24 protein-coding genes, 1 tRNA gene and 1 other RNA gene are annotated in these 22,975 nt (G+C 73.4%); 19 read left to right on the forward strand and 7 right to left on the reverse strand.

What is annotated here, in order from left to right:
- The first annotated feature begins 86 nt into the window (after window positions 1-86).
- From SM577_RS15795 to SM577_RS15835, 9 genes are all read left to right on the forward strand, one after another.
- Window positions 87-890, forward strand: a complete 804-nt coding sequence (locus SM577_RS15795; protein WP_302918081.1) for a tryptophan 2,3-dioxygenase — start codon at window positions 87-89, stop codon at window positions 888-890.
- Window positions 891-1,008: 118 nt separating this feature from the next.
- Window positions 1,009-1,524 carry a PadR family transcriptional regulator gene (locus SM577_RS15800; protein WP_302918080.1) on the forward strand — a complete coding sequence of 172 codons (516 nt, stop codon included), beginning with the start codon at window positions 1,009-1,011 and terminating at the stop codon, window positions 1,522-1,524.
- 184 nt (window positions 1,525-1,708) lie between these two features.
- Entirely contained in the window at window positions 1,709-2,830 is a 1,122-nt protein-coding gene (gene prfB, locus SM577_RS15805; protein ID WP_302918079.1) for a peptide chain release factor 2, read from the forward strand.
- A gap of 118 nt (window positions 2,831-2,948) precedes the next feature.
- Complete coding sequence (ftsE, locus tag SM577_RS15810; protein ID WP_109904753.1) at window positions 2,949-3,629, forward strand: cell division ATP-binding protein FtsE; 681 nt, start codon at window positions 2,949-2,951, stop codon at window positions 3,627-3,629.
- A 71-nt stretch (window positions 3,630-3,700) separates the two neighbouring features.
- On the forward strand, window positions 3,701-4,576 hold the full coding sequence (gene ftsX / locus SM577_RS15815; RefSeq protein ID WP_474582173.1) for a permease-like cell division protein FtsX: 876 nt from the start codon (window positions 3,701-3,703) through the stop codon (window positions 4,574-4,576).
- A gap of 136 nt (window positions 4,577-4,712) precedes the next feature.
- Window positions 4,713-5,192 (forward strand): SsrA-binding protein SmpB, encoded by a 480-nt coding sequence (gene smpB, locus SM577_RS15820; protein ID WP_167181938.1) that lies wholly within the window; start codon window positions 4,713-4,715, stop codon window positions 5,190-5,192.
- 105 nt (window positions 5,193-5,297) lie between these two features.
- Window positions 5,298-5,673: a transfer-messenger RNA gene (gene ssrA, locus SM577_RS15825) on the forward strand.
- Between the two features lie 203 nt (window positions 5,674-5,876).
- Window positions 5,877-6,341, forward strand: coding sequence for a hypothetical protein (locus SM577_RS15830; protein ID WP_474587201.1), 465 nt, complete (start codon window positions 5,877-5,879; stop codon window positions 6,339-6,341).
- A 79-nt stretch (window positions 6,342-6,420) separates the two neighbouring features.
- The gene (locus SM577_RS15835; protein WP_474587202.1) at window positions 6,421-7,368 is read left to right on the forward strand and encodes a hypothetical protein; all 948 of its coding nucleotides are present in this window, start codon (window positions 6,421-6,423) and stop codon (window positions 7,366-7,368) included.
- 4 nt (window positions 7,369-7,372) lie between these two features.
- Here SM577_RS15835 and mdlC read toward each other — a convergent pair whose 3' ends face one another.
- Window positions 7,373-8,968 carry a benzoylformate decarboxylase gene (mdlC, locus tag SM577_RS15840; RefSeq protein WP_474587203.1) on the reverse strand — a complete coding sequence of 532 codons (1,596 nt, stop codon included), beginning with the start codon at window positions 8,966-8,968 and terminating at the stop codon, window positions 7,373-7,375.
- Window positions 8,969-9,026: 58 nt separating this feature from the next.
- A complete protein-coding gene (locus SM577_RS15845) occupies window positions 9,027-9,830 on the reverse strand; it encodes an S-methyl-5'-thioadenosine phosphorylase (RefSeq protein WP_474587204.1) in 804 nt (267 codons plus the stop codon).
- Between the two features lie 171 nt (window positions 9,831-10,001).
- Here SM577_RS15845 and SM577_RS15850 point away from each other — a divergent pair, with 171 nt between their 5' ends.
- From SM577_RS15850 to SM577_RS15860, 3 genes are all read left to right on the forward strand, one after another.
- A complete protein-coding gene (locus tag SM577_RS15850) occupies window positions 10,002-10,592 on the forward strand; it encodes a YqgE/AlgH family protein (RefSeq protein WP_302918072.1) in 591 nt (196 codons plus the stop codon).
- A gap of 108 nt (window positions 10,593-10,700) precedes the next feature.
- Window positions 10,701-10,773 (forward strand) — tRNA-Ala (locus SM577_RS15855).
- A gap of 499 nt (window positions 10,774-11,272) precedes the next feature.
- The gene (locus SM577_RS15860; protein WP_474582169.1) at window positions 11,273-11,713 is read left to right on the forward strand and encodes a ribosomal maturation YjgA family protein; all 441 of its coding nucleotides are present in this window, start codon (window positions 11,273-11,275) and stop codon (window positions 11,711-11,713) included.
- Window positions 11,714-11,753: 40 nt separating this feature from the next.
- On the opposite strand, the gene SM577_RS15865 is transcribed toward SM577_RS15860, so the two are convergent.
- Window positions 11,754-12,089, reverse strand: a complete 336-nt coding sequence (locus SM577_RS15865) for a YnfA family protein (protein ID WP_474582168.1) — start codon at window positions 12,087-12,089, stop codon at window positions 11,754-11,756.
- A gap of 154 nt (window positions 12,090-12,243) precedes the next feature.
- Between SM577_RS15865 and SM577_RS15870 the strand changes: the two genes are divergently transcribed.
- Window positions 12,244-12,993, forward strand: a complete 750-nt coding sequence (locus tag SM577_RS15870) for a class I SAM-dependent DNA methyltransferase (RefSeq protein ID WP_302918068.1) — start codon at window positions 12,244-12,246, stop codon at window positions 12,991-12,993.
- A 140-nt stretch (window positions 12,994-13,133) separates the two neighbouring features.
- Here the strand turns inward: SM577_RS15870 and SM577_RS15875 are convergent, their stop codons facing one another.
- From SM577_RS15875 to SM577_RS15885, 3 genes are all read right to left on the reverse strand, one after another.
- The gene (locus SM577_RS15875) at window positions 13,134-14,321 is read right to left on the reverse strand and encodes an NAD(P)/FAD-dependent oxidoreductase (RefSeq protein ID WP_474587205.1); all 1,188 of its coding nucleotides are present in this window, start codon (window positions 14,319-14,321) and stop codon (window positions 13,134-13,136) included.
- 81 nt (window positions 14,322-14,402) lie between these two features.
- Window positions 14,403-15,344, reverse strand: a complete 942-nt coding sequence (locus SM577_RS15880; RefSeq protein ID WP_474587206.1) for an RNA polymerase sigma-70 factor — start codon at window positions 15,342-15,344, stop codon at window positions 14,403-14,405.
- Between the two features lie 112 nt (window positions 15,345-15,456).
- On the reverse strand, window positions 15,457-15,579 hold the full coding sequence (locus SM577_RS15885) for a 50S ribosomal protein L36 (RefSeq protein ID WP_030490864.1): 123 nt from the start codon (window positions 15,577-15,579) through the stop codon (window positions 15,457-15,459).
- A 166-nt stretch (window positions 15,580-15,745) separates the two neighbouring features.
- On the opposite strand from SM577_RS15885, the gene SM577_RS15890 reads away from it, so the two are divergent.
- The gene (locus SM577_RS15890; RefSeq protein ID WP_474582165.1) at window positions 15,746-16,684 is read left to right on the forward strand and encodes a lytic polysaccharide monooxygenase auxiliary activity family 9 protein; all 939 of its coding nucleotides are present in this window, start codon (window positions 15,746-15,748) and stop codon (window positions 16,682-16,684) included.
- A gap of 3 nt (window positions 16,685-16,687) precedes the next feature.
- On the opposite strand, the gene mgrA is transcribed toward SM577_RS15890, so the two are convergent.
- Entirely contained in the window at window positions 16,688-17,683 is a 996-nt protein-coding gene (gene mgrA, locus SM577_RS15895) for an L-glyceraldehyde 3-phosphate reductase (protein WP_474587207.1), read from the reverse strand.
- A gap of 141 nt (window positions 17,684-17,824) precedes the next feature.
- On the opposite strand from mgrA, the gene SM577_RS15900 reads away from it, so the two are divergent.
- The 5 genes from SM577_RS15900 (at window position 17,825) to SM577_RS15920 (ending at window position 22,974) form a co-directional block, all read left to right on the forward strand.
- A complete protein-coding gene (locus SM577_RS15900; RefSeq protein ID WP_302918063.1) occupies window positions 17,825-18,322 on the forward strand; it encodes a hemerythrin domain-containing protein in 498 nt (165 codons plus the stop codon).
- A 56-nt stretch (window positions 18,323-18,378) separates the two neighbouring features.
- The gene (locus SM577_RS15905; protein ID WP_474587208.1) at window positions 18,379-19,623 is read left to right on the forward strand and encodes a sensor histidine kinase; all 1,245 of its coding nucleotides are present in this window, start codon (window positions 18,379-18,381) and stop codon (window positions 19,621-19,623) included.
- On the forward strand, window positions 19,620-20,294 hold the full coding sequence (locus SM577_RS15910; protein WP_474582164.1) for a response regulator transcription factor: 675 nt from the start codon (window positions 19,620-19,622) through the stop codon (window positions 20,292-20,294). Before SM577_RS15905 ends, SM577_RS15910 begins: the two co-directional genes overlap by 4 nt.
- Window positions 20,295-20,371: 77 nt before the next feature.
- Entirely contained in the window at window positions 20,372-21,448 is a 1,077-nt protein-coding gene (locus tag SM577_RS15915; protein WP_474582163.1) for a hypothetical protein, read from the forward strand.
- Window positions 21,449-21,513: 65 nt separating this feature from the next.
- Complete coding sequence (locus SM577_RS15920; protein WP_474587209.1) at window positions 21,514-22,974, forward strand: sigma 54-interacting transcriptional regulator; 1,461 nt, start codon at window positions 21,514-21,516, stop codon at window positions 22,972-22,974.
- Window position 22,975 lies beyond the last annotated feature (1 nt).

Here is a 22,975-nt window from a genome sequence, read left to right on the forward strand (position 1 = left end):
CACGTGTTGCGCGCCGCCGGCGGGCTCCGGTCCGGCCGCTCGGTCGGCGGTCGGCGGGAGTCCGGACGCGGCGGTAGCGTGGCGCGATGAGCCACCCCACCCCCGCGTACGACCCCCGGTTCGGTGAGCAGGGTGGCCTGCTCACCTACAGCGACTACCTCCGACTGACCGACCTGCTCGCCGCGCAGGTGCCGGAGTCCGACCCGGCCTCCCACGACGAGCTGCTCTTCATCACCATCCACCAGGTCTACGAGCTCTGGTTCAAGCTGCTGCTGTCCGAGCTGACCGACGCCCGGGACCGGCTGCTGGCCGGCGAGACCTACCTGCCCCGGATCCGGCTGGAGCGCTGCCACGTGGTGGAGCGGGTGCTGATCGGCCAGGTCGACGTGATCGACACGATGACCCCGCAGGACTTCCTGGTCTTCCGCACCAAGCTCGCCCCGGCGTCCGGCTTCCAGTCGGTGCAGTTCCGGGAGATCGAGTTCCTCTCCGGCCTGAAGGACCCGGACTTCCTGCGCCGGTTCCGGGGGCTGGCCGCCCCGGAGCGGGAGCGGCTGGAGCGCCGGTTGGCCGAGCCGAGCCTCTGGGACGGTTTCCTGGCCGTGCTCGACCGGGCCGGCTTCGACGTGGCTACGGCGGAGGCGCGCTTCGCCGCGTACGCCGCCATCGCGGCGGACCGGGAGCGGTTCGGCGCACTGTGGGACCTCGCCGAGGCGCTGGTCGCCCACGACCAGGCGTTCTCGCTGTGGCGGGCCCGGCACGTGCTGATGGCCGAACGGCAGATCGGCACCAAACCGGGCACCGGCGGCTCGGCCGGCGGCGCGTACCTGCGCTCCCGGGTGGAGACCCGGTTCTACCCGGAGCTGTGGGAGTTGCGCAGCCGGCTGTAAGACATCGACAACTCCGGCAGGGACTGTCTCGCGCCGACAGTGCACATAGGAACCCCTACCGGGTGGCGAAACCGTGAAATCCTGGACGGAGGGTCGGCAAAGTGGCAGCGTGAGGGGCATGGCGGATTCCGGAGTCAACCCCACGGCGGCGGCCCTGCTCGGGCTGCTCCACGAGGGCCCCATGACAGGTGGCCAGTTGATGGCCGCCGCCGAGCGCCGGCTGGCGCCGTACTGGTCGATGACCCGCAGCCAGGTCTACCGCGAGTTGCCGGTGCTGGCCGAGCGCGGGCTCGTCCGGATGGGCAAGCCCGGCCCGCGCATGAGCCAGCCGTACGCGATCACGGCAGCCGGAAAACGGACGTTCTCCCGCTGGCTCGCGGAGGATCCCGGCCGGGACACCATCCGCAACCCGATAGCGCTGCGTATCGCCTTCGGCGACCTGCACTCGCCCAGCCAGCTCAAGAACCTCCAGGCGGCGGCGAACGAGTACCACACCGAGGCCCTCGCCCGGGTCCGGGAGCAGGTCAAGAACGCCAAGAAGGAGGGCGAGACGTACGACGCCAGCGCGCTGGAGTTCGCCGTGGCGTACCACAAGGCCGCCCTGTCGTGGCTCAAGAGCGCCCCCGTCGGGTGACCGCCGGCCGACCCGCCCGCCCCCAACCGCGGGGCCCGCACGCCGATCCCGCCCCCGCGCGGTGCCGAATTGGCGCGCGACTGCGGGGCTCGCAAGCTCACTCCTCGCTCGCGCGGTGCCGAATTGGCGCGCGACTGCGGGGCTCGCAAGCTCACTCCTCGCTCGCGCAGTACGCTTGTCAGTCGTGACCGCTGCCGATTACGCCGAACAGCTCAAGGAACTCGACGCCACCCTGCGCAACATCGAGTCGGTGCTCGACATCGACCGGCTCCGCGCGGACAAGGCCCGCCTGGAGCAGGAGGCGTCCGCCCCCGACCTCTGGGACGACCAGGCCCGGGCCCAGCAGGTCACCTCGCAGCTGTCGTACGTCAACGGCGAGATCGGCAAGCTCTCCAGCCTCCGCTCCCGGCTCGACGACGCCGGGGTGCTGCTGGAGCTGTCCGAGGCGGAGTCCGACCCGAGCGTGCTGACTGAGGTCGAGTCCGAGATCACCGGGCTGACCAAGGCCATCCAGGAGATGGAGGTCCGCACCCTGCTCTCCGGCGAGTACGACTCCCGGGAGGCGCTGGTCGCCATCCGGGCCGGCGCCGGTGGCGTGGACGCCGCGGACTTCGCCGAGATGCTGCTGCGGATGTACCTGCGCTGGGCGGAGCGGCACGGCTACCCGACCGAGGTCTACGAGACCTCGTACGCCGAGGAGGCGGGCCTGAAGTCGGCCACCTTCGCGGTCAAGGTCCCCTACGCCTACGGCACGCTCAGCGTCGAGTCGGGCACCCACCGGCTGGTCCGGATCAGCCCGTTCGACAACCAGGGCCGGCGGCAGACCAGCTTCGCCGGCGTCGAGGTGCTGCCGGTGGTGGAGCAGACCGACCACATCGACATCCCCGAGAACGAGATGCGGATCGACGTCTACCGCTCCTCCGGCCCGGGCGGGCAGAGCGTGAACACCACCGACTCGGCGGTGCGGATCACCCACATCCCGACCGGCATCGTGGTCACCTGCCAGAACGAGAAGTCCCAGTTGCAGAACAAGGCCTCCGCGCTGCGGGTGCTCCAGGCCCGGCTGCTGGAGCGCAAGCGGCAGGAGGAGCAGGCCAAGCTCCAGGGCCTGAAGACGGACGCGGCCGGCTCGTGGGGCGACCAGATGCGGTCGTACGTCCTGCACCCGTATCAGATGGTGAAGGATCTCCGAACCGAGCAGGAGACCGGCAATCCGTCGTCGGTCTTCGACGGCGATCTGGACGACTTCATCGAGGCCGGTATCCGGTGGCGTAAGCAGCAGCAGCTCGCCGGCGACAGTGCGTGATCGGTCGCGGGCGGAGCGCTTCGTCGATCTTCCCGATACGCCCTAGATTGATGACTCGCCTCGCAACCGCGGGGCGTGGGGCTTGGCTCTCTGGTTACACCGCGTAGACTCACCACCCGTGATTCAGCTTGAGCAAGTGACGAAGACGTACCCGAAGGCGTCCCGGCCTTCGCTCGACAACGTGTCCGTCTCGATCGAGAAGGGCGAGTTCGTCTTCTTCATCGGTCCATCCGGCTCCGGCAAGTCCACCATCATCAAGTTGCTGCTGCACGAGGTCACCCCGAACAAGGGCCGGGTCATCGTGAACAGCAAGGACGTCACCTCGATGCGGTCCTGGAAGCGACCCCACTTCCGCCGCTCGATCGGCTGCGTCTTCCAGGACTTCCGGCTGCTGCCGAACCGCACCGCCTACGAGAACGTGGCGTTCGCTCTCGAGGTGATCGGCAAGACCAAGGCGGTCGCCCGCCGGGTGGTGCCGGAGGTGCTGGAGCTGGTCGGGCTCGGTGGCAAGGAGCACCGCTACCCGCACGAGCTCTCCGGTGGTGAGCAGCAGCGGGTCGCCGTCGCCCGGGCGTTCGTGAACCGGCCGCTGATCCTGCTGGCGGACGAGCCCACCGGAAACCTGGACCCGGACACCTCGATCGAGATCATGCGCCTGCTGGACCGGATCAACCGCACCGGCACGACCGTCGTGATGGTCACGCACGACTCCAACATCGTGAACCAGATGCGCCGCCGGGTCATCGAGATCGAGAGCGGCCGCATCGTGCGCGACCAGGCCCGCGGCGTCTACGGGTGAGCCGACCGACCACCCTCAGCCGTACGACCTGACGACGAACACCTCACGCCGGAGAGCCGGAGGAATTCCCGATGCGGATGAAGTACGTCCTGTCCGAGGTACTGGTCGGACTGTGGCGCAACGTCACCATGACGATCGCCATGATCATCACCATGGCGGTGTCGCTGTTCATGCTCGGCGCCAGCGGCCTGCTGTACCAGAAGGTCGGCGACATGAAGGACCTCTACTACGAGAACGTCGAGGTCTCGATCTTCCTGGACCAGGAGGTCACCCCGGAGCAGCGGGACGCGCTGGACGCGAAGCTGAAGAGCGACCCCCTGGTGAAGGAGGCGTTCTACGTCAACAAGGAAGAGGCGTACAAGAGCTTCCAGGAGATGTTCCAGGACGCTCCCGACCTGCTCAGCGCCGTCAAGGCCGACAGCCTTCCCGAGTCGTTCCGGCTCAAGCTGAACAACCCGGAGCAGTACAAGAACATCTACGACCAGTACAAGGACGCCGAGGGGGTCGACGAGATCGTCGACCAGAGCCGCCTGCTGGACAAGGTCTTCGGGGTACTCACCGGGATCCAGAACTTCGCGCTGGCGATCGCTGTCGTGATGGCCGTCGCCGCGCTGCTCCTGGTCGCCAACACCATCCAGGTGGCCGCCTACAGCAAGCGGCGTGAGGTCGCGGTCATGAAGCTGGTCGGCGCCTCCAACTGGTTCATCCAGGCACCGTTCGTGCTGGAGGCCGTGGTCGCCGGCCTGATCGGCTCGATCTTCGGCCTGGTCGCGCTGGCCGCGCTGAAGTTCGCCGCCGGCGGCGGCTCGCTGGCCGCGCTGGAGGGCCTGATCACCCCGATCTCGTGGGGCGACATCGCCCTGATGTTCCCGCTGATGGCCGGCGTCGGCGGCGTCGTCAGCGCGGTCACCGCCTGGGTCACGCTCCGCTTCTACCTGCGGGTCTAGTTACCGTACGGCTCTCCGAGGGCCCTCCCGCGCCGGAATAAACGGCGCGGGAGGGCCCTTGTGGTTCGGGTAGCATGATCTCCGCCCCGCGGCCGGCCGGACCGGTCACGGGTCACCTGGAAAGGGGGTGGCGCCGATGCCACGGGAAAAGGGACGCAAGGTCGTCGCCTCCAACAAGAAGGCCCGGCACGACTACTCGATCCTCGACACCTACGAGGCGGGCATGGCGCTGACCGGCACCGAGGTCAAGTCGCTGCGGGCCGGGCGGGCGTCGCTGGTCGACGCGTTCGCCCAGGAGCGCAACGGCGAGCTCTACCTGCACGGGATGCACATCCCGGAGTACACCCAGGGCACCTGGACCAACCACGAGCCCCGGCGTACCCGCAAGCTGCTGCTCAACCGGCTGGAGATCGACCGGCTGATCGGCAAGACCCGCGAGGGCGGCCTGACCATGGTGCCGTTGCAGGTCTACTTCTCCGACGGCTGGGCCAAGGTGGAGATCGCTCTGGCCAAGGGCAAGAAGTCGTACGACAAGCGGCAGGACCTCGCCAAGCGGGACGCGGACCGGGAGATCGCCCGGGCCGTCGGCCGGCGCGGCAAGGGCATGGGTGAGTGATCTGTACCCGTTCGTCCGGGTCGGCGTGCCGGCCCGGCCTCGGGATGAATCCGGTTGTGGCAGGCGTTAGTCTTGATGGTGCCGCCGACAGGGGCGGCCCTTCGAGGGGGTGACTGGTTTCGACTTCGTACGTTGCGGCAGGGGAAGCGAGCCGAGGAAGCCGACGTCGTCTCGTGAATCGTTCGTCGGAAAACAATAAGCGCCAAGCAGAATCGCGCTGACTTCGCTCTCGCCGCCTGAGGCGAGTAGCAAGTCTGTCGGCCTGGGAGTGCCTTCGACCCAGTTAGCCGGCATCAGCTAGGAGGCTGGCCAATCGGACCCGGTCGCGGGGTCCGTGCGGCGAGATCAATCAGCGACTGGGCCCGTCACACCGACTCGCTCGCGTGATCGGAGGGGCCGAGTAGAGGCACAGCGAGCTGCGCTCGGAGAAGCCCTGACAAGGCGGCGAAGGACCCGGGTTCGATTCCCGGCACCTCCACCACCTGACCTGTGCGCCCCGGTCCACCGGACCGGGGCGCACAGTCGTCTCCGGCTCTGTCCTCGGGTGTTCCCGCTGGGGCCGCTGTGACCTGCGGGAACAGCGGGGCAGCAGGGACGGATGAGGCGACCCCGCACCCTGGACACCGGCCCCCGCCGGGTCCACCATCGCTGTACGCGGTCAGACGCAGCGCGGGGAGGTGCCCCATGGTCACCGGTCCGATCCAGCAACCGTCAACCGTCTTCGAGGCGGTCCGCCCGCACGTCGCCCACCGGGCCAGTCTGGCCGCCGACGTCCACGCCCTGGCCTGTGCGCTGGCCGGCCCGCCCGCGGAGCCCCGGTTCCGGGAACTCGTGGCGCTGCGGCTGGCTCCGGTACGGCAGGGCTTCGCCGAGCACGTCCAGCTCACCGAGGGGCCGAGCGGCCTGTACGCCGAACTGCTCGCGCACGCTCCGCGGCTGTACCGGGGCGTCCGCCTGCTGACCCGCGAGCACGACCTCATCGCGGCCGCCCTCGCCGGCCTCCAGGAGGCCGCCGAGCTGCCCGGGATGCCGGTCGACGCCCTGCTGGACCGGGCCGCGCTCCTGCTGCGGGCGCTGGCCCGGCACCGGCGACGCGGCGCCGACCTGCTCTGGCAGGCGTACCAGACCGATCTCGGCGGGGAGACCTGACCGGCGCCGGCGGCCGGCTGGGCCGGGCCGGCCGGGGGGATGGCGGGAACCGGGCCGGGCGGGGCCGCGTCGAACCGGTATGCGTCGATCAGTCGCCCTGCTGGGGCTGCCCCTGATGGTGATGCTCGCCGGCTGCGCCGCGACCGAACCCGGCGGGCCGGCCGCGCCGGACCACCGGCGGGAGGCCTTCGCGCAGCGGGCCACCGAGGTCGCCGAGGCGTGGCGACCCGGCCCGGCGTGGCGCACCGGATACCTGCCGCTGCAGGAGCCGACCGTGCTGCTCGGCGATCCCGGTTTCACCCCGGACACCGAGGCGGCCTTCCGGGCGGGCTGGTACCGGGACCAGCTCGACCTGCCGACCACCCGTCCGGCGGACGGCACCATCCGGTTCCCGGACGGCACGCTCACCGTCCCGCTGATCGGCGCGGCGGAGGCGTACCGGCAGCTCGACCAGGGGGACCCGCCGCCGTGTCCGGGGCGGCCGACCGGGCCGGCGCGGCCGAAGTCCGGGCCGACCGTCGAACCCGGCCCGGACGGCCCGGTCAGCAGCAGCCCGCAGACCGCGTGCGTCCCGCTGACCGTCACCGAGGTGAAGCTCGGCACCGCCCCGGTGCGGACCAGCCGGGGCGAGGCGCAGGTGCCGGCCTGGGTGTTCACCGTGGCGGAGCTGACCGCGCCGGTGGCCCGGGTGGCCGTCGCCGCGGACGCGACCGGCGCGCTGCCGGAGCCGACCGCCCCGGCCCGGCCCGCGGCGGAGGGGATGGTCGGCGCGCAGGACATCCAGTCGGTCGACGGCGCCACTGTCACCTACCGGCTCGGCGTGGGTGCGTGCGACACCGGCATCACCCCACTCGTGCAGGAGCGCGACGACGTGGTGGTGGTCGGCGGCAGCGTGGTCCCCGCCGAGGGGGTCTGCACCGCCATGCTCAAGCTCGAACCGGTCACCGTGACGCTGGCCGCGCCGCTGGGCGCCCGCCCGGTGCTCGACGTGCTCTCCGGCGCTCCGCTGCGACTCACCGCGAACTGACGCGTCAGATGATCGCCGGCACGTCGGTGCTGATCGGCACCGGCAGCACGGTCGGCCCGTCCGACCGCAGCCCGGCGGCGAGCGCCTCGCCGAGCTCGTCGGGCGTCCCGACCACCCGCGCGGCACAGCCGTAGCCGCGGGCCAGCGCGGTGACGTCCACCCCGGGCAGGTCCAGCCCGGGCACCCCGGGCGTGTGCTTGAACTCGGCGAACGCCTTGAGGATGGCGTACTGCTGGTTGACCGGGACGACCACCACCAGCGGCAGCCGCAGCCGCGCGGCGGTCCAGAGCGCCTGCACCGAGTAGTGGAACGAGCCGTCGCCGATCACCGCCACCACCGGCCGGTGCCGCCCGGTGTCCCGTTCGGCCAGCGCGACCCCGACCGCCGCCGGCAGGCCGTAGCCGAGGCCGCCGCTGGCCATGGTGAAGTACGACGCCGGCCTGGTGATCCGCAGCCGGCGGCGCAGCGCCGGCAGGTTGGACGGGCTCTCCTGGACCAGGACCCCGTCCGCCGGCCAGTGCCGGGCCAGCGCGGCGAAGAGCGCGTCGGCGCTCGGCGGCTGCTCGTCCGGGGGCGGCGCCGGCTCGGCGCGCGGCGGCGGAGCCGGCCGGTCGGTCGCGGGCAGCAGGTCGAGCAGGGCGGCCAGGGTCAGTCCGGCGTCGCCGAGCAGGCTGTCGCCGACCGGGGCCCGGGCCGCCTCGTCCGGGTCGTCGGTGACGTGCAGCAGCCGGGTGCCCTCGGGCAGGTGGTCGCCCGGCACGTGCGGGTAGTAGCGGAACACCGGGGCGCCGACGACGAGCACGGTGTCCCGCCCACGCAGCTTCTCGGCCAGCGGCCCGATCGCGAACGGGAGCACCCCCTGGTAGTGCGGGTGGTCCTCGGGGAAGCCGGCCCGCTCCGGCGCGGGCGCGGACCAGACCGGCGCGGCCAGCCGCTCGGCCAGCGCCACGGCGGCGGGCCAGCCGCCGGCCCGGTCCACCGCCGCGCCGAGCACCAGACCGGGCGCCCGGCTGTCGGCCAGCACGGCGGCGAACTCCCGCAGCCGCTGCGGATCCGGGGCGTACCGGGTGGCCACCGTGCGCACCGGCGGCGGCGGGCCGGCGGGCTGCGACCAGTCGTCGAGGGGGAGCGAGAGGTAGACCGGCCCGGAGGGTGGTTGCACGGCGGTCGCGTACGCCCGCATCAGCGCCGCCGGGATGTCCTGCGCCCGGACCGGCTCGTGGCTCCACTTCACGTACGGCTGGGGCAGCTCGGTCGCGCGGCGACTGGTCAGCCGCGGCTCGGCCAGCAGCATCTCCCGGTTCTGCTGGCCGGCGGTGACGATCAGCGGGGTGCGGTTGTGCCAGGCGGTGACCAGGTTGCCCATGCCGTTGCCGGTGCCCGGCGCGGTGTGCAGGTTGACGTGCGCCGGCCGGCCGGTGGCCTGGGCGTACCCGTCGGCCATCCCGACCGCGGACGCCTCGTGCAGGGCGAGCACGTAGTGGAAGTCGTCCGGGAAGTCGGTCAGGAACGGCTCCTCGGTGGAGCCGGGATTGCCGAAGACGGTGGTCAGGCCGAGGGCGCGCAGCAGGTCGTACGTGGTGTCGCGGACCGTTGCCATCGCCACCCAATCTATCGGCGCAGACCGGGTGTGTCGGGCGATTCGCCCGCCCGCCGGATCAGGGCAGCGCGAAGGGCAGCTTGATCCCATCCAGGGCCCGGCCGCAGTCGCAGTCCCGCTCGGTGGGCAGCTCGGCGAGGGCCGCCAGCAGCAGTCCGCGCAGCCGGTCGGTGTTCTCCCCGAAGACCCGGAAGACCTCCTCCTGGGTCACCGCGCCGCCGCCCTCGACGCCCGCGTCCAGGTCGGTGACCAGGGCGATCGACGAGTAGCACAGGGCCAGTTCGCGGGCCAGCACCGCCTCCGGGTGGCCGGTCATGTTGACCACCGTGCCGCCGATCGAGGCGAACCAGCGGGACTCCGCGCGGGTGGAGAAGCGCGGCCCCTCCACCACCACGACCGTCCCGCCGTCCGCCGCCGGGACGTCCCGGCCGGCCGCCGCGGCGAGCAGCGTGCGCCGGCCGTTCGGGCAGTACGGGTCGGCGAAGGAGACGTGCACCGCGCCCCGGTCGTAGTAGGTCTGCGTCCGGCCGCTGGTCCGGTCGATGAGCTGGTCCGGCACCACGAAGGTGCCCGGCCCGAGATCCGGCCGGAGCCCGCCGACGGCACACGGGGCGAGCACCTGCCGCACCCCGAGCGACCGCAGCGCCCAGAGGTTCGCCCGGTACGGGATCAGGTGCGGCGGATGCCGGTGGTCCCGGCCGTGCCGGGGCAGGAACGCCACCCGGCGGCCGGCCACCTCGGCGATGGTGACCACGTCCGACGGCGGCCCGTACGGCGTCTCCACCTCGTGTTCGGTGGCGCCGTCGAGCAGGGCGTAGAGACCTGATCCGCCGATCACCGCCAGTTCCGCCGTCGGGCCCATCGGTCCTCCCCAATTCCCGTCGATCACGCGCCGGTCAGACCTTAACCAGCGCCCCGGGCGCAGGCTATGGTGCCAGGCATGGCGTTGACAGCGGGGACGGTCCCGGAGTGCCTCGCCCACCCGGCGGGTGACGGGCACCACGTCCGGCCGCACGGCTGACGGGTGTACGGCATGCAGGGAGAGGGACAGGCGATCGGCGGGCGAGCGATGGAGTCGATGACCGGGCGGCTGCTGGTCGCGACTCCGGCGCTCAAGGACCCGAACTTCGACCGTACGGTGGTGCTGCTGGTCGCCCACGAGCCGGGCGGGGCGCTCGGCGTGGTGCTGAACCGGGCCACCGAGGTGCCGGTCGCCGACGTGCTCGGCGACTGGAGCGACCTGGCGCGCCACCCGGCGGTGCTCTTCGAGGGCGGCCCGGTGCAGCCCGACTCGGCGATCTGCCTGGCCCGGATGCGCAACCCGGTACGCCGGCTCAAGGGGTTCCACCAGGTCTCCGGCGCGGTCGGCACGCTGGACCTGTCGGTCGATCCGGAGCGGCTGCGGGAGAGCGTCACCGGCATCCGGGTCTTCGCCGGCTACTCCGGCTGGGGCTCGGGCCAGCTGGAGCAGGAGATCGAGGAGGGCTCCTGGTTCGTGCTGGACGCGCTGCCCGGCGACGCCTTCGTCGACCGCCCGGACGACCTCTGGCCGATGGTGCTGCGCCGGCAGGGCGGCATGATGGCGGCGGTGGCCCACTTCCCGCCGGACGTGGCGCTCAACTGACCGAGCCGGGCCGGTCCGGCGGTGCGGGGGAGGGGACCCCCGCGAGATGACCATGCCGGCGGGCGTGTGTATAGTTCTCCCAGTGCCCGGGCGACCGGGACGCAGCAAGGGGCCGTGGCGCAGCTGGTAGCGCACCACACTGGCAGTGTGGGGGTCAGGGGTTCGAGTCCCCTCGGCTCCACCCGAGCGAAACGCCCTGGTCGGGACAGATCTACCGGGCCAGGGCGTTTGTCGTTTCCGATCTCTCCGGGGCGCCAGTCGCCACCACGGCCCGGCAGCTCAGAGGTCGGTTTCAGGTCGCGCCTGCCGGGAACGACGGCTGCCATGTCAGAGCCCGCGGAGGAGCGTGCCAAGGAGGCGGTGCGCGACGTCCATCGGGCCGCCACCCGGCATCGGGACGAGGGTCTGCACCGGGCGGCGCTGGAGATCAGCCGCATGGCTCGGGAACTGGGACACGATCCGGGCCCGATCGAGGATTGGCGGCCCTGCCCGGTGTGCGGGGCAGAGCCGGGAGCGAGCTGCATCCAGGTGCCGGGGCACGACATGGTCGGTGGTGCACACCCGGAGCGCACCAGGGAGTAGGGCGCGGGAGTAGGGCTTCCGCCTCAGGCGAGCCGCGGCTCGTCCGAGCCCGGCAGCGCAGCCGCCGCCTTGGCCGCGCCGCCACCTATGATTGCGCGATGTCGATCACAGCGGGTTCGACCCGGCTGCTGATGGTGGTGTCGGCAGCCGCTTTCGCGGGCGCGGCCTACGCGATCCGGGCCGCGATGGACGGGCCCGTCGAACAGTACTCGGGCGCCGCCTTCTCCGGTGCCATCGTCTACCTGATAGTGATCTTCATCCGGCCGCTGATCTCCCCACTGCGCGCCGCCGGCGCCGCGGTCGCGTACTGCTGGTTCATCGAGTTCGCACAGCTCACCCCCATACCCGCGGCACTCTCCCAACGCGCCTGGCTCGTCCGCCAGCTGCTGGGCGCGCAGTTCGACCTCGTCGATGTCGCCTGGTACCCCGTCGGCGTCGTCCCGCTGGTCGCCGTGCACTGGTTTCTCCGCGCCGGCACACGTTCCCGACCGACCCCGACACCCGCTGGCCCTAGCCCTCTCCCGCAACCGCGGAGGTGAACCCCCGGTTGCGCTCAACCGGATGTTCCCGGCAAGGCGACTAGCCGGCGCGCGGCGCGTACATGATGACGGCGACGCCGAGCAGGCAGATCGCCGCGCCGACGACGTCGTAGCGGTCGGGGCGGAACCTGTCGACGACCATGCCCCAGGCGAGGGAACCGGCGACGAAGACGCCGCCGTAGGCGGCCAGGATGCGGCCGAAGTTGGGGTCGGGTTGGAACGTCGCGACGAAGCCGTACCCGCCGAGCGCGATGACTCCGGCCGCGATCCACAGCAGTCCCCGGTTTTCCCGCCAGCCCTGCCACACCAGCCAGGCCCCGCCGATTTCGGCGAGCGCGGCGATCACGAACAGCAGGATCGACCGGGCAACCGTCATGCGTCGACGGTACGTCCCCGAGGATTCCCGGCGAACGGCGCCGGCGGCACCCGGCAGGCGGCGGGTTCGGCGGATCCCGCCGCCGGGCGATCCGGCCCGCCCCGCCCGTTAATGGGTGGCGGGAGTCCCGGGCGTCGATCACGCTTCACGGATCATGACGAGCAGTGACCTGTGGGACGAGGACACCGCCGAGCGGTACGACGCCCTCTCGGCCGAGATGTTCGCACCCGACGTGCTGGACCCCGCCGTGGACTTCCTGGCGCGGCTCGCCGGTGACGGCCCCGCCCTGGAGTTCGCCGTCGGTACGGGGCGGGTGGCGATCCCGCTCGCGGCCCGGGGCATCCCGGTGACCGGGATCGAGCTGTCACCGCCGATGGTCGACCGGCTGCGGCGCAAGGTGCCCGAACGGGAGCTGCCGGTCATCGTCGGGGACATGGCCACCACCGCCGTGCCCGGCCGGTTCTCGCTGGTGTACGTGGTGTGGAACAGCATCGGCAACCTGCGCACCCAGGACGAGCAGGTGGAGTGCTTCCGCAACGCCGCCCGGCACCTGGCGCCGGGCGGCCGGTTCGTCGTGGAGCTGTGGGTGCCGGGCATCCGGCGCTTCCCGCCGGGGCAGTCGGCGGTGCCGTTCGAGGTGACCGACCGGCACGTCGGTTTCGACACCTACGACATGGTCACCCAGCAGGGGACCTCGCACCACTACCGGCGGCTGGACGACGGGAGCGTCCGCTACGGCTACAGCAACTTCCGCTACATCTGGCCGTCCGAGTGCGACCTGATGGCCCGGCTGGCCGGGCTGACGCTGGAGCGGCGGGTGGCGGACTGGACCGGAGCGCCGTTCACCTCGGACAGCGAGAGCCACGTCTCGGTCTGGCGCAAGCCGCTCGACGATCAGGGCTAGCTGGCCGACCCTCCGCTCGGGCCACCCGAGGCGGCAGCTGGTCGATCAAGGGCCGGCCCACGGCCAGCCCTTGATCGTTCGCGTGGTCCGAGTTCTGGTGTCACGAGCCGGTCGGCCGCACCCGCCTGGCGTTCGTCCGGTCACGCGGTGGCCGGGCTGATCTCCGCGCGGTTCGTGGCGAGGCGCCGGCGGCGGGTCGGCAGCAGCAACGTCGGGTGGGCGACCCCCCACGCCGCGCCCTTGCAGACCACCTCCTTGTAGCGGGCGGCCAGCTTCCCGCTCAGCAGCGACGGCTTGGCCCGGTCGTCGGCGGTCACGAACTGGATGAGGCCGTCGCGGCGGCCGAGGCTGATGCACTGGTTGACGTAGCGGATCGGGGTCCGTGGGATCTTCCGGCCGGTCAGCCGCGCGGCGATGGCGTCGGCGGCCTGCCAGGCCATCGGGATCCCCGAGGCGCAGGACATCCGCAGCGGCTTGCCACCGGGCCCCTCGGCGAGTGCGGCGTCGCCGACGGCGTACACGTCGGGGTGCGAGACCGAGCGCATCGTGGCGTCCACGACGATCTGTCCGGTCTCGGCCACCTCCAGGGTGCTGGCGGCGGCGATGGGGTGGACGGCGAATCCGGTCGCCCAGACGGTCACCTGGGCCGGGAGCACGCGGGCGTCGCCGGTGACCGCGCCGCCGGCCTCGACCCGCGCGACGTCGGTGTGCTCGTGCACGGCGATGCCGAGCCGGTCGAAGACCCCGCGCAGGTACCGCTGGGCCTTCTCGTCGAGCCAGTCGCCGAGGCCGCCGCTGGTCGCCATGGCGACGTCGAGGTCCGGCCGGGCCTCGGCGATCTCGGTGGCCGCCTCGACGCCGGTGAGGCCCCCGCCGACGACCAGCACCGTGCCGCCCGCGGCGAGGCCGGCCAGGCGCTCGCGCAGCCGCTGCGCGGACCGCTTGCCGGCGATGTCGTACGCGTGCTCGGCGACGCCGGGGACGCCGTGGTCGGCGGCGCCGCTGCCCAGGGCGTAGACAAGGGTGTCGTAGGCGATCTCGCCCGCGCCGTGCTCGTCGACCAGCGCGACCGTCCGGCGGTCGGCGTCGACGGCGGTGACCCGGGCCAGCCGCAGCTTGACGCCGGTGCCCGCGTACATGTCGCTCAGCCGGCGGCGCTTGAGGTCCTGCCCGGTCGCGAGCTGGTGCATCCGGACCCGCTCGACGAAGTCGTCGTCGGCGTTGACGACGGTGATCTCGGTGTCGTCGGGGTGCAGCCGACGGGCGAGGCGGCCGGCGGCGCTGGCTCCGGTGTATCCGGCGCCGAGGACGACGATGCGGTGCTTCATGGTCCTACTCCTGTCTCGGGAGGTTCGCTACCTGAACCGGGCAGCGACGCGATTCCTGACAGGAGCGGGCTATGACCTGGGTCACCAGCCGACGACGGGCTCCCCGTGCTCGGACGCGGACCACTGCCGCGTGGCGCGTTCCAGCTTGTCGGGGTTGACCTGGTTGCGGATGGCGACGATGCCCGCGGCGGTCACCTCCGGCGACATGATCGCGGCGACCCGGCCGTCGACCACGGCCACCACCGCGGGCACACCGTTGACGACCTCGACGTAGAGGGCGGGGTTGCCGCCCACCATGGTCCGCTTGGCGTCGGTGGGCTTGAACAGGCCGCGCAGGAATCTCGCCACGGCCAGCGCGCCGACGACCGGCGCGGTGCCGGCCGGGACCTTGCCGCCGCCGTCGCCCACGCTCACCGCGTCGTCGGTCAGCAGCTCGACCAGCCGCTCGATCTCGCCGCTGGCGGCCGCGGCGAGGAACTCCTCGACGACCCCGCGCGCGGCGGCCACGTCGATCTCCGCGCGGGCCCGGTTCGTCGCGACGTGCTGCTTGGCGCGCCGGTAGATCTGCTGGCAGTTCGACTCGGTGAGGTCGAGGATCCCGGCGATCTCGCCGTGCGGGTAGCCGAAGGCCTCGCGCAGCACGTACACCGCACGCTCGTTGGGCGAGAGCCGCTCCAGGAGGGTGAGCACCGCCATCGAGACCGACTCGCGCTGCTCCGCGGTGTCGACCGGGCCGAGCATCCGGTCCCCGGCGAGCACCGGCTCGGGTAGCCAGGTGCCCACGTAGGTCTCCCGCCGGGCCCGGGCCGAGGTGAGCTGGTTGAGGCACAGGTTGGTGAGCACCTTCGTCAGCCACGCCTCGGGCGTCTCGACGCGCTCCCGGTCGGCGGCCTGCCAGCGCAGGAACGTGTCCTGGACGGCGTCCTCGGCGTCGCTCGCCGAGCCCAGCAGGCGATAGGCGATCGCCTCCAGGCGGGCCCTGGAGTCCTCGAACTGGGCGACCTCGTGAGGACTGAGCGGCATGGCTCCATAGTCAACCACGCGCCGCCCGGGCCGCCCGCCCGCGCGCCTCGAAACCCGAGGGGGGTTCGTCGGACGGGCAACCGGGCGCCGGCGACGGCGCCCGGTCGGTGGTTCAGCCCTGGCGGCTCTTCCACTGCGGGTTGGCGCGGTTCACGACGACCACCCGGCCACGGCGGCGGACCACCACCGAACCCGGCTTCTGCTTCAGCGCCCGCAGCGAGCTGCGTACCTTCATGTCTGCCTCTTCTCGGTGTCGTCGGGGGTTCCGGTGGTGGGAACGCCCCGGCCGGCACCGGGATTCCCGGCCGGCCCGCGCCGACGACCCAACCGGCGGGGCGGGAGGGCGGGCCGTCGAACCTTTGCCGTCCGGCGCTCGTACCAGTGCGCGGGAGGTCGAAGCCATGACCGTACGTCGCGCCGCCGTCGCCGTGCTGGTCGCCGTCGCGACCGTGCCGGTCACCGCCGCACCCGCCGCCGGGCACGGCGCGCCGACCGACCCGCTCAGCCGTGCGGCGGCCTGCGCCCCCGGGAGCCGGTACGCGGCCACCGCGCCCTGCCGGGCGGCGGTCGAGGCGGGCGCCGCCGTGCGCGAGTGGGACAACGTCCGGGTGGCCGCGGTGAACGGGCGGGACCGGGAGCGGATCCCCGACGGGGAGTTGTGCAGCGGCGGGCTCTCCGCGTACCGGGGGCTGGACCTGGCGCGTGCCGACTGGCCGGCGACCGAGCTGACCGCGGGCGCCACGGTCACCTTCCGCTACCGGACCACCATCCCCCACCGGGGCACCTTCCGGCTCTACCTGACCCGCCCCGACTACGCCCCCACCACCCCGCTGACCTGGGACGACCTGGAGAGGGTGCCGTTCCTGCGGGTGACCGACCCGCCGGTGCGCGACGGGGCGTACCAGCTGCGGGGGCGGCTGCCGGCGGACCGGACCGGTCGCCAGCTGATCTACACGATCTGGCAGAACTCCGACACGCCGGACACCTACTACTCCTGCTCCGACGTCGAGTTCCGCCCGCCGGCCGGCACCGCCGGATTCGGCGGAGCCGCCCCGGACCCCGGCAGAGCCGCCCCGGGCCCCGCCAGCCCGGCCGCGCCGCGTACCGCCGGGGCGGCACCGGCCGGGGCGGAGCCGGCGGCGACCGGGACCGGCGTGGCGGTGGCCTCGGTGCGGGACGGCCACGGCGGCGGCCGGCCGCTGCTGGCCGGCGCCGCCGTGGCGCTCGCGGTGCTGCTGCTCAGCATGGCCGGGACGCGGTGGCGCCGCGCCGACCGGGCCCCGGTCGGCCGGCCCTGCGCGGTACGCAGCCACCGGGCCGACCGGCCCCGCACCTGGTGACGCTCAGCCGAGGTGCCGGTCGATCTCGGCCAGCTCCTCGGCGGTGAAGTCGAGGTTGCCCAGCGCGGCGACGTTCGCCTCCAGCTGCGGCACGCTGCTCGCTCCGATGATCAGGCTGGTCATCCGCGGGTCGCGCAGCGCCCAGGCGAGCGCGAGCTGGGCCAGCGACTGGCCGCGCCGCTCGGCGACCGCGGCGAGCGCCCGGATGGTCGCCATCCGCTGCTCGTCCAGGTCGCTCTCGTTGAGGAAGACGCTGGTGCGTACCCGGGAGTCCGCCGGGATCCCGCCGAGGTAGCGGTCGGTGAGCAGGCCCTGCGCCAGCGGGCTGTACGCGATGCAGCCCGCGCCCACCCGCTCCAGGGTGTCCAGCAGGCCGTCGGACTCGGTCCACCGGTTGAGCATCGAGTAGGCCGGCTGGTTGATCAGCAGCGGCGTGCCCAGGTCGCGCAGGATGGCGGCGGCCCGCTCGGTCTGCTCCGAGGTGTAGTTCGAGACGCCGACGTAGAGCGCCCTGCCGGAGCGGACGATGGCGTCGAGCGCGCCCATCGTCTCCTCCAGCGGGGTGTCCGGGTCGAAGCGGTGCGAGTAGAAGACGTCGACGTAGTCCAGGCCCATCCGGCGCAGCGACTGGTCGAGCGAGGCGATCAGGTACTTGCGGGAGCCCCACTCGCCGTACGGGCCGGGCCACATCAGATAGCCGGCCTTGCTGGAGATGACCAGCTCGTCCCGGTAGGGCGCCAGGTCGGTGGCGAGCAGCCGGCCGAAGTTCTCCTCGGCCGCGCCGGGCGGCGGGCCGTAGTTGTTGGCCAGGTCGAAGTGGGTGATCCCGAGGTCGAAGGCGCGCCGGACGATGTCCCGCTGCCGCTCCAAGGGCCGGTCGGGCCCGAAGTTGTGCCACAGGCCGAGGGAGATGGCGGGCAACCGCAGGCCGCTGCGCCCGCTGCGCCGGTAGGTCATGGAGTCGTAGCGGTCGTCCGCGGCGAGGTAGGTCACGATCATGAGCCTAGTCGCCCGGGTGCGACGCGCCCGGCCGGCGCGGCGCGGAGCGCGTCACCCGGCCGGGAGCCGGGGAGTTGACCAGCACGGGCCGGGCCCTCGACGCCGAGGCCGTCGCCGACATCCGAACGGGGGAATGACCAGATGGACGACATCACCGCGCTGATCCTCGACGACCACGCCGCGTTCCGGCGCGGCTTCGCCCGCCTCGACGACGCCCGCGACGAGCAGGAGCTGCTGGCGATCTGGGAGGCGCTCGCGCTGCATCTGGACATCCACGCCGAGGCCGAGGAGGCGATCCTCTATCCCCACCTGGTCCGGCACGGCGACGACGGCGAGGCCGAGACGGTGGACGCGGTCGGCGACCACAACAAGATCCGCGACGCGATCGCCGAGTCGAAGCTGCACCCGGTCGGCTCGCAGCAGTGGTGGGCGGCGGTCTGGCAGGCCCGGCGGGAGAACAGCGAACACCTCGCCGAGGAGGAGGACGAGGCGCTGCCGGACTTCCGCCGGCACGCCGGCACCGAACTGCGCGCGGAGCTGGGCCGGCGCTGGCTGACCTTCTACGGCGAGCACAAGAACGGCCGCGACCTGCCGTTCCGGGACAAGGACCCGGAGCGCTACGTGCGGGAACACCGCTGACGATCTCCCCGGCACGGGGGAGTCGCCCGGCCGGTTGACGCCGGCAGAATGGGCGGATGACCCCCCGGGCGGCCCTGGCCCCGCTGGTCGCCGGCAGCACCTGGCGACGCGGCGTGTTCCTCCTGCTGGGCGGGGTGCTCGTGCTGCCGTACGTGCTCCTCGCCGTCGTCTTCGCGCAACTGCTCGGCCAGGCCGAGGTGCCCCGGCCGCTGGCGCTCGGGTTGCTGGTGGTGGCGGCGGCGATCGCCGTGGTGCCGGTCTTCCTCGACGGCAGCCGGGCGCTGGAGATCGCCGCGGCCCGGGCGCTGCTCGGCGTCGCGTTGCCGGACCCGACCCCCGGGCACCGGGCCGACCGGGAGACCCGGCTGCGCTCCGCGCTCTGGATCGCCACCCACCTGACCATCGGCGGACTGGTGATGTTCGCGCTGATCAGCGCGCTGCCGATGGCGCTGGCGTTCATCGCCCAGCAGTTCGGGCTGGGCGCCGAGCAGCTCAGCCGGGAGCGGTACGGGCCGCTGGACGGGCGGGACACCGGCTGGCTGACCCTGGCCGGGGTGGTGATGCTGGTGGCGCTCGGCTACGCGGTCGCCGGGCTGGGGGCGCTGGCCGCGTCGATGGCGCCGGTGCTGCTCGGCCCCGCCCCGGCGGAACGGATCGCCGCCCTGGAGGCCCGGGCCACCCAGCTCGCCGAACGCAACCGGCTGGCCCGGGAACTGCACGACTCGGTCGGCCACGCGCTGACCGTGGCCACCCTCCAGGCCGGCGCGGCCCGCGAGGTGCTGGACCGGGATCCGGAGTTCGTCCGGCGGGCGCTCACCGCGATCGAGGAGACCGCCCGGGCCGCGACGGAGGACCTGGACCACGTGCTCGGCCTGCTCCGGGACAGCGAGGCCGGCCGGGCCGGGCCGGCGCCGCAGCGGACGCTCGCCGACCTGGACCGGCTGGTGGCGGACACCCGGGCGGCCGGGCTGGCGGTCGCCGTGCGGTGCGCCGGGGATCCGGCCGAGCTGCCGGCGGTGGTGTCCCGGGAGGGTTACCGGATCGTGCAGGAGGGGCTCACCAACGCCGCCCGGTACGGTCGGGGGCCGGTGACGCTCCGGCTCGACGTCGGCCCCGAGGCGTTGGAGCTGGAGCTGGTGAACGAGCTGGCCGGTGTGGTGCCGGCCGACCCGCGGCGCGGCGGGCGCGGCCTGGACGGGATGCGGGAGCGGGTGCTGCTGCTCGGCGGCCGGCTGACCGCCGGGCCGGACGGGGACCGCTGGCGGATCCGGGTGCGACTGCCGCTGGAGGGAACGCGATGACCGGGGGAACCACCGACGACGCGGTGACCGGGGTGCTGATCGTCGACGACGACGAGCTGGTCCGGATCGGCCTGCGGGCGATCCTGGACGCCCAGCCCGACCTGCGGGTGCTCGCCGAGGCCACCGACGGTGCCGAGGTGCTGCCGCTGGTCGCCCGGCACCGGCCCCGGGTGGTGCTGATGGACGTGCGGATGCCGGGCATCGACGGCATCCAGGCCACCCGGTCGCTGCTCGCCGCGTCCGCCGACCCGCCCCGGGTGCTGGTGGTGACCACCTTCGAGAACGACCAGTACGTCTACGACGCGCTGCGCGCCGGGGCGAGCGGCTTCCTGCTCAAGCGGGCCCGGCCGGCCGAGGTGGTGGAGGCGGTCCGGGTGGTCGCCCGGGGCGACTCGCTGCTCTTCCCGGCCGCGATCCGTCGGCTGGTCGGGGCGTACGGGGGGCGCGGCGGGGACCGGCTGGCGGCGGCCCGGCTCACCGACCGGGAGGCCGAGGTGCTCCGGCTGATGGCGACCGGCCGGTCCAACCCGGAGATCGCCGAGCACCTGGTGGTCGGGGTGGAGACGGTGAAGACCCACGTCGGCAACGTGCTGGCCAAGCTCGGGGTGCGCGACCGCACCCAGGCGGTGATCGCCGCGTACGAGTCGGGGTTCGTCACGCCCACCGGCTGACCGGCTCCCCCCGGCGGGGGAGCGGGTTCACCGGCGTACGGGAGGGATCGCGGGGGCCGCCGGCCGAGGCTGGAGTCATGACGACGATCACCGATTCCCGCCACCGAACCGTCTCCCGCTGGCCCGACCGATTCGCCCCGCTGGCCGCCGGCTGGCTCGGCCTCTGGGGCGTGCTCGCCCTGGTCGCCACCGTCACCGGGGCCGGCTACCCGTTCGGCCCGGACGACCCGGACACCGGCACCAGCCTGCTCCGGCTGGTCCCGGCGAACGTCGGGCCGCCGCTGTTCGCCGCGCTGCTGCTCGGCGCGGCGGTCGCCGCCCTGGCCATGACCGGGCCCGCCGCCCGGGCCTCCCGGCCGCTGCGCACGCTGCTCGCCGGGTACGCCTGGGCGGTCGCCGCGCTGCTGGCCGTGGTGGTGCCCGACGCCCAGGTGCTGATCATGCTCGGATACGCGCCGATGCTGATCCTCGGGGCGCCGTTCGGCTGGCCGCCGGTGGACTACGCGGACATCTTCACCTGGCCGCTGGCCGCCCGGTTCGCCGCCGTCGTCGGTGGGGTGCTGCTGGCCGGCGCGGTGCTCACCTGGCAGCGGCGGACCGCCGGCGCCTGCGCGGGCTGCGGCCGGGGCGGCGCCGGCCGGGACTGGACCACCCCGGCCGCCGCCGCCCGCTGGGGCCGGTGGGCCGCCGGCATCGCCGCCGCGATCCCCTTCGCCTACGCGCTGACCCGGTTCGCCTGGGCCGCCGGCATCCCGCTCGGCATCTCCCGCGAGTTCCTCACCGAGATGCAGGGCAACGGCATGGTCTGGGCCGGGTTCGGGCTGGGCGCCTTCGCCACCGTCGGCGCGGTGCTCACCCTCGGACTGGTGCAACGCTGGGGCGAGCGGTTCCCCGGCTGGGTGCCGGTGCTGGGCGGGCGCCCGGTGCCGGTGAAGCTGGCGGTGGTGCCGGCCACCCTGGTCGCGGTGGCGGTCACCGCGGCCACCCTGGGCCTGGTCGCCAACCCGGACTTCTGGGCGCTGACCGGTGACGGGTTCAACCTGGCCAGCGCGCCGATGCTGCTCTGGCCGGCGTGGGGGCCGGCGCTCGGCGCGGCCGCGTACGCGTACCACCTGCGCCGCCGCGGCGGCTGCCCGCGCTGCGGCCGGGACTGAGGGTGGGAGCGGGGGTACCCGGCAAGGAACGGGCACCCCCGCCCGACCCGAGCTAGCGTGGGCGGGTGACTGCGCCCAACCCGGTAATCCCGGCCCCACCGGCCGACCTGCCCGGCACGCTCGGCGCGCTGCGCGCCGCCGGCCACCGCCACCGCCACCGCAGCGTCAAGCAGGAACTCCGCGACAACCTCCTGGCCCGGATGCGGGCCGGCGCCGACCGCTTCCCGGGCATCGTCGGCTACGACGACACAGTGCTGCCCGAGGTCGAGCGGGCCCTGCTCGCCGGGCACGACATGGTGCTGCTCGGCGAGCGTGGCCAGGGCAAGACCCGGCTGATCCGCTCGCTGGTGGGCCTGCTCGACGAGTGGACCCCGGTGATCGCCGGCTCGGTGCTCAACGAGCATCCGCTGCACCCGATCACCCCGGCCTCCCGGGCGTTGGTCGCCGAGGCCGGCGACGACCTGCCGGTCGGCTGGCTGCACCGCTCGATGCGTTACGGCGAGAAGCTGGCCACCCCGGACACCAGCGTCGGTGACCTGATCGGCGACGTGGACCCGATCCGGCTGGCCCAGGGGCGCAGCCTCGGTGACCCGGAGACGATCCACTTCGGCCTGGTGCCGCGTACCAACCGGGGCATCTTCGCGGTCAACGAACTGCCCGACCTGGCCGAGCGGATCCAGGTGGCGTTGCTCAACGTGCTGGAGGAGCGGGACATCCAGGTCCGTGGCTACCAGATGCGGCTGCCGCTGGACCTGTTCCTGGTGGCCAGCGCCAACCCGGAGGACTACACCAACCGGGGCCGGATCATCACCCCGCTCAAGGACCGGTTCGGCGCCGAGGTGCGTACCCACTATCCGGTCGACCTGGAGCTGGAGCTGGCCCTGATCCGGCAGGAGGCCGACCTGGTCGCCGAGGTGCCGGAGCACGTGCTGGAGGTGCTCGCCCGGTTCGCCCGGGCGGTGCGCGAGTCGCCGTCGGTGGACCCGCGCTCCGGGGTCTCGGCCCGGTTCGCCATCGCCGCCGCCGAGACGGTCGCCGCGGCCGCGCTGCGCCGCGCCGGCCTGCTGGCCGCCGCCGACACCCCCGAGGGGGTACGCCCCGAAGCGCCGGTGGCCCGGGTCGGCGACGCGGTGTCGGTGACCTCGACGCTGCGCGGCAAGGTGGAGTTCGAGAGCGGCGAGGAGGGGCGGGAGGTGGAGATCCTCGGCCACCTGCTGCGGACCGCCACCGCCGAGACGTTCCGGGCCCGGTTGGCCGGGCTGGACCTGTCCGGGTTCACCGGGCTGGTCGCGGAGGGCACCGTGATCGAGACCGGTGAGCTGGTCAGCTCGGCCGAGCTGCTGCGCCAGGTGGGCACCGTGCCGGGGCTGGCCAAGGCGCTGGACCGGCTCGGCATGGGCGACGCGCCCACTCCGGAGGAGGCCGCCGCCGGCGTCGAGTTCGTGCTGGAGAGCCTGCACCTGACCCGCCGGCTCGGCAAGGACGTCACCGACTCCGGCCGCACCCGCTACGGCGGCCGGGGCTGAG

The organism is Micromonospora desertarenae (genome assembly GCF_056150265.1).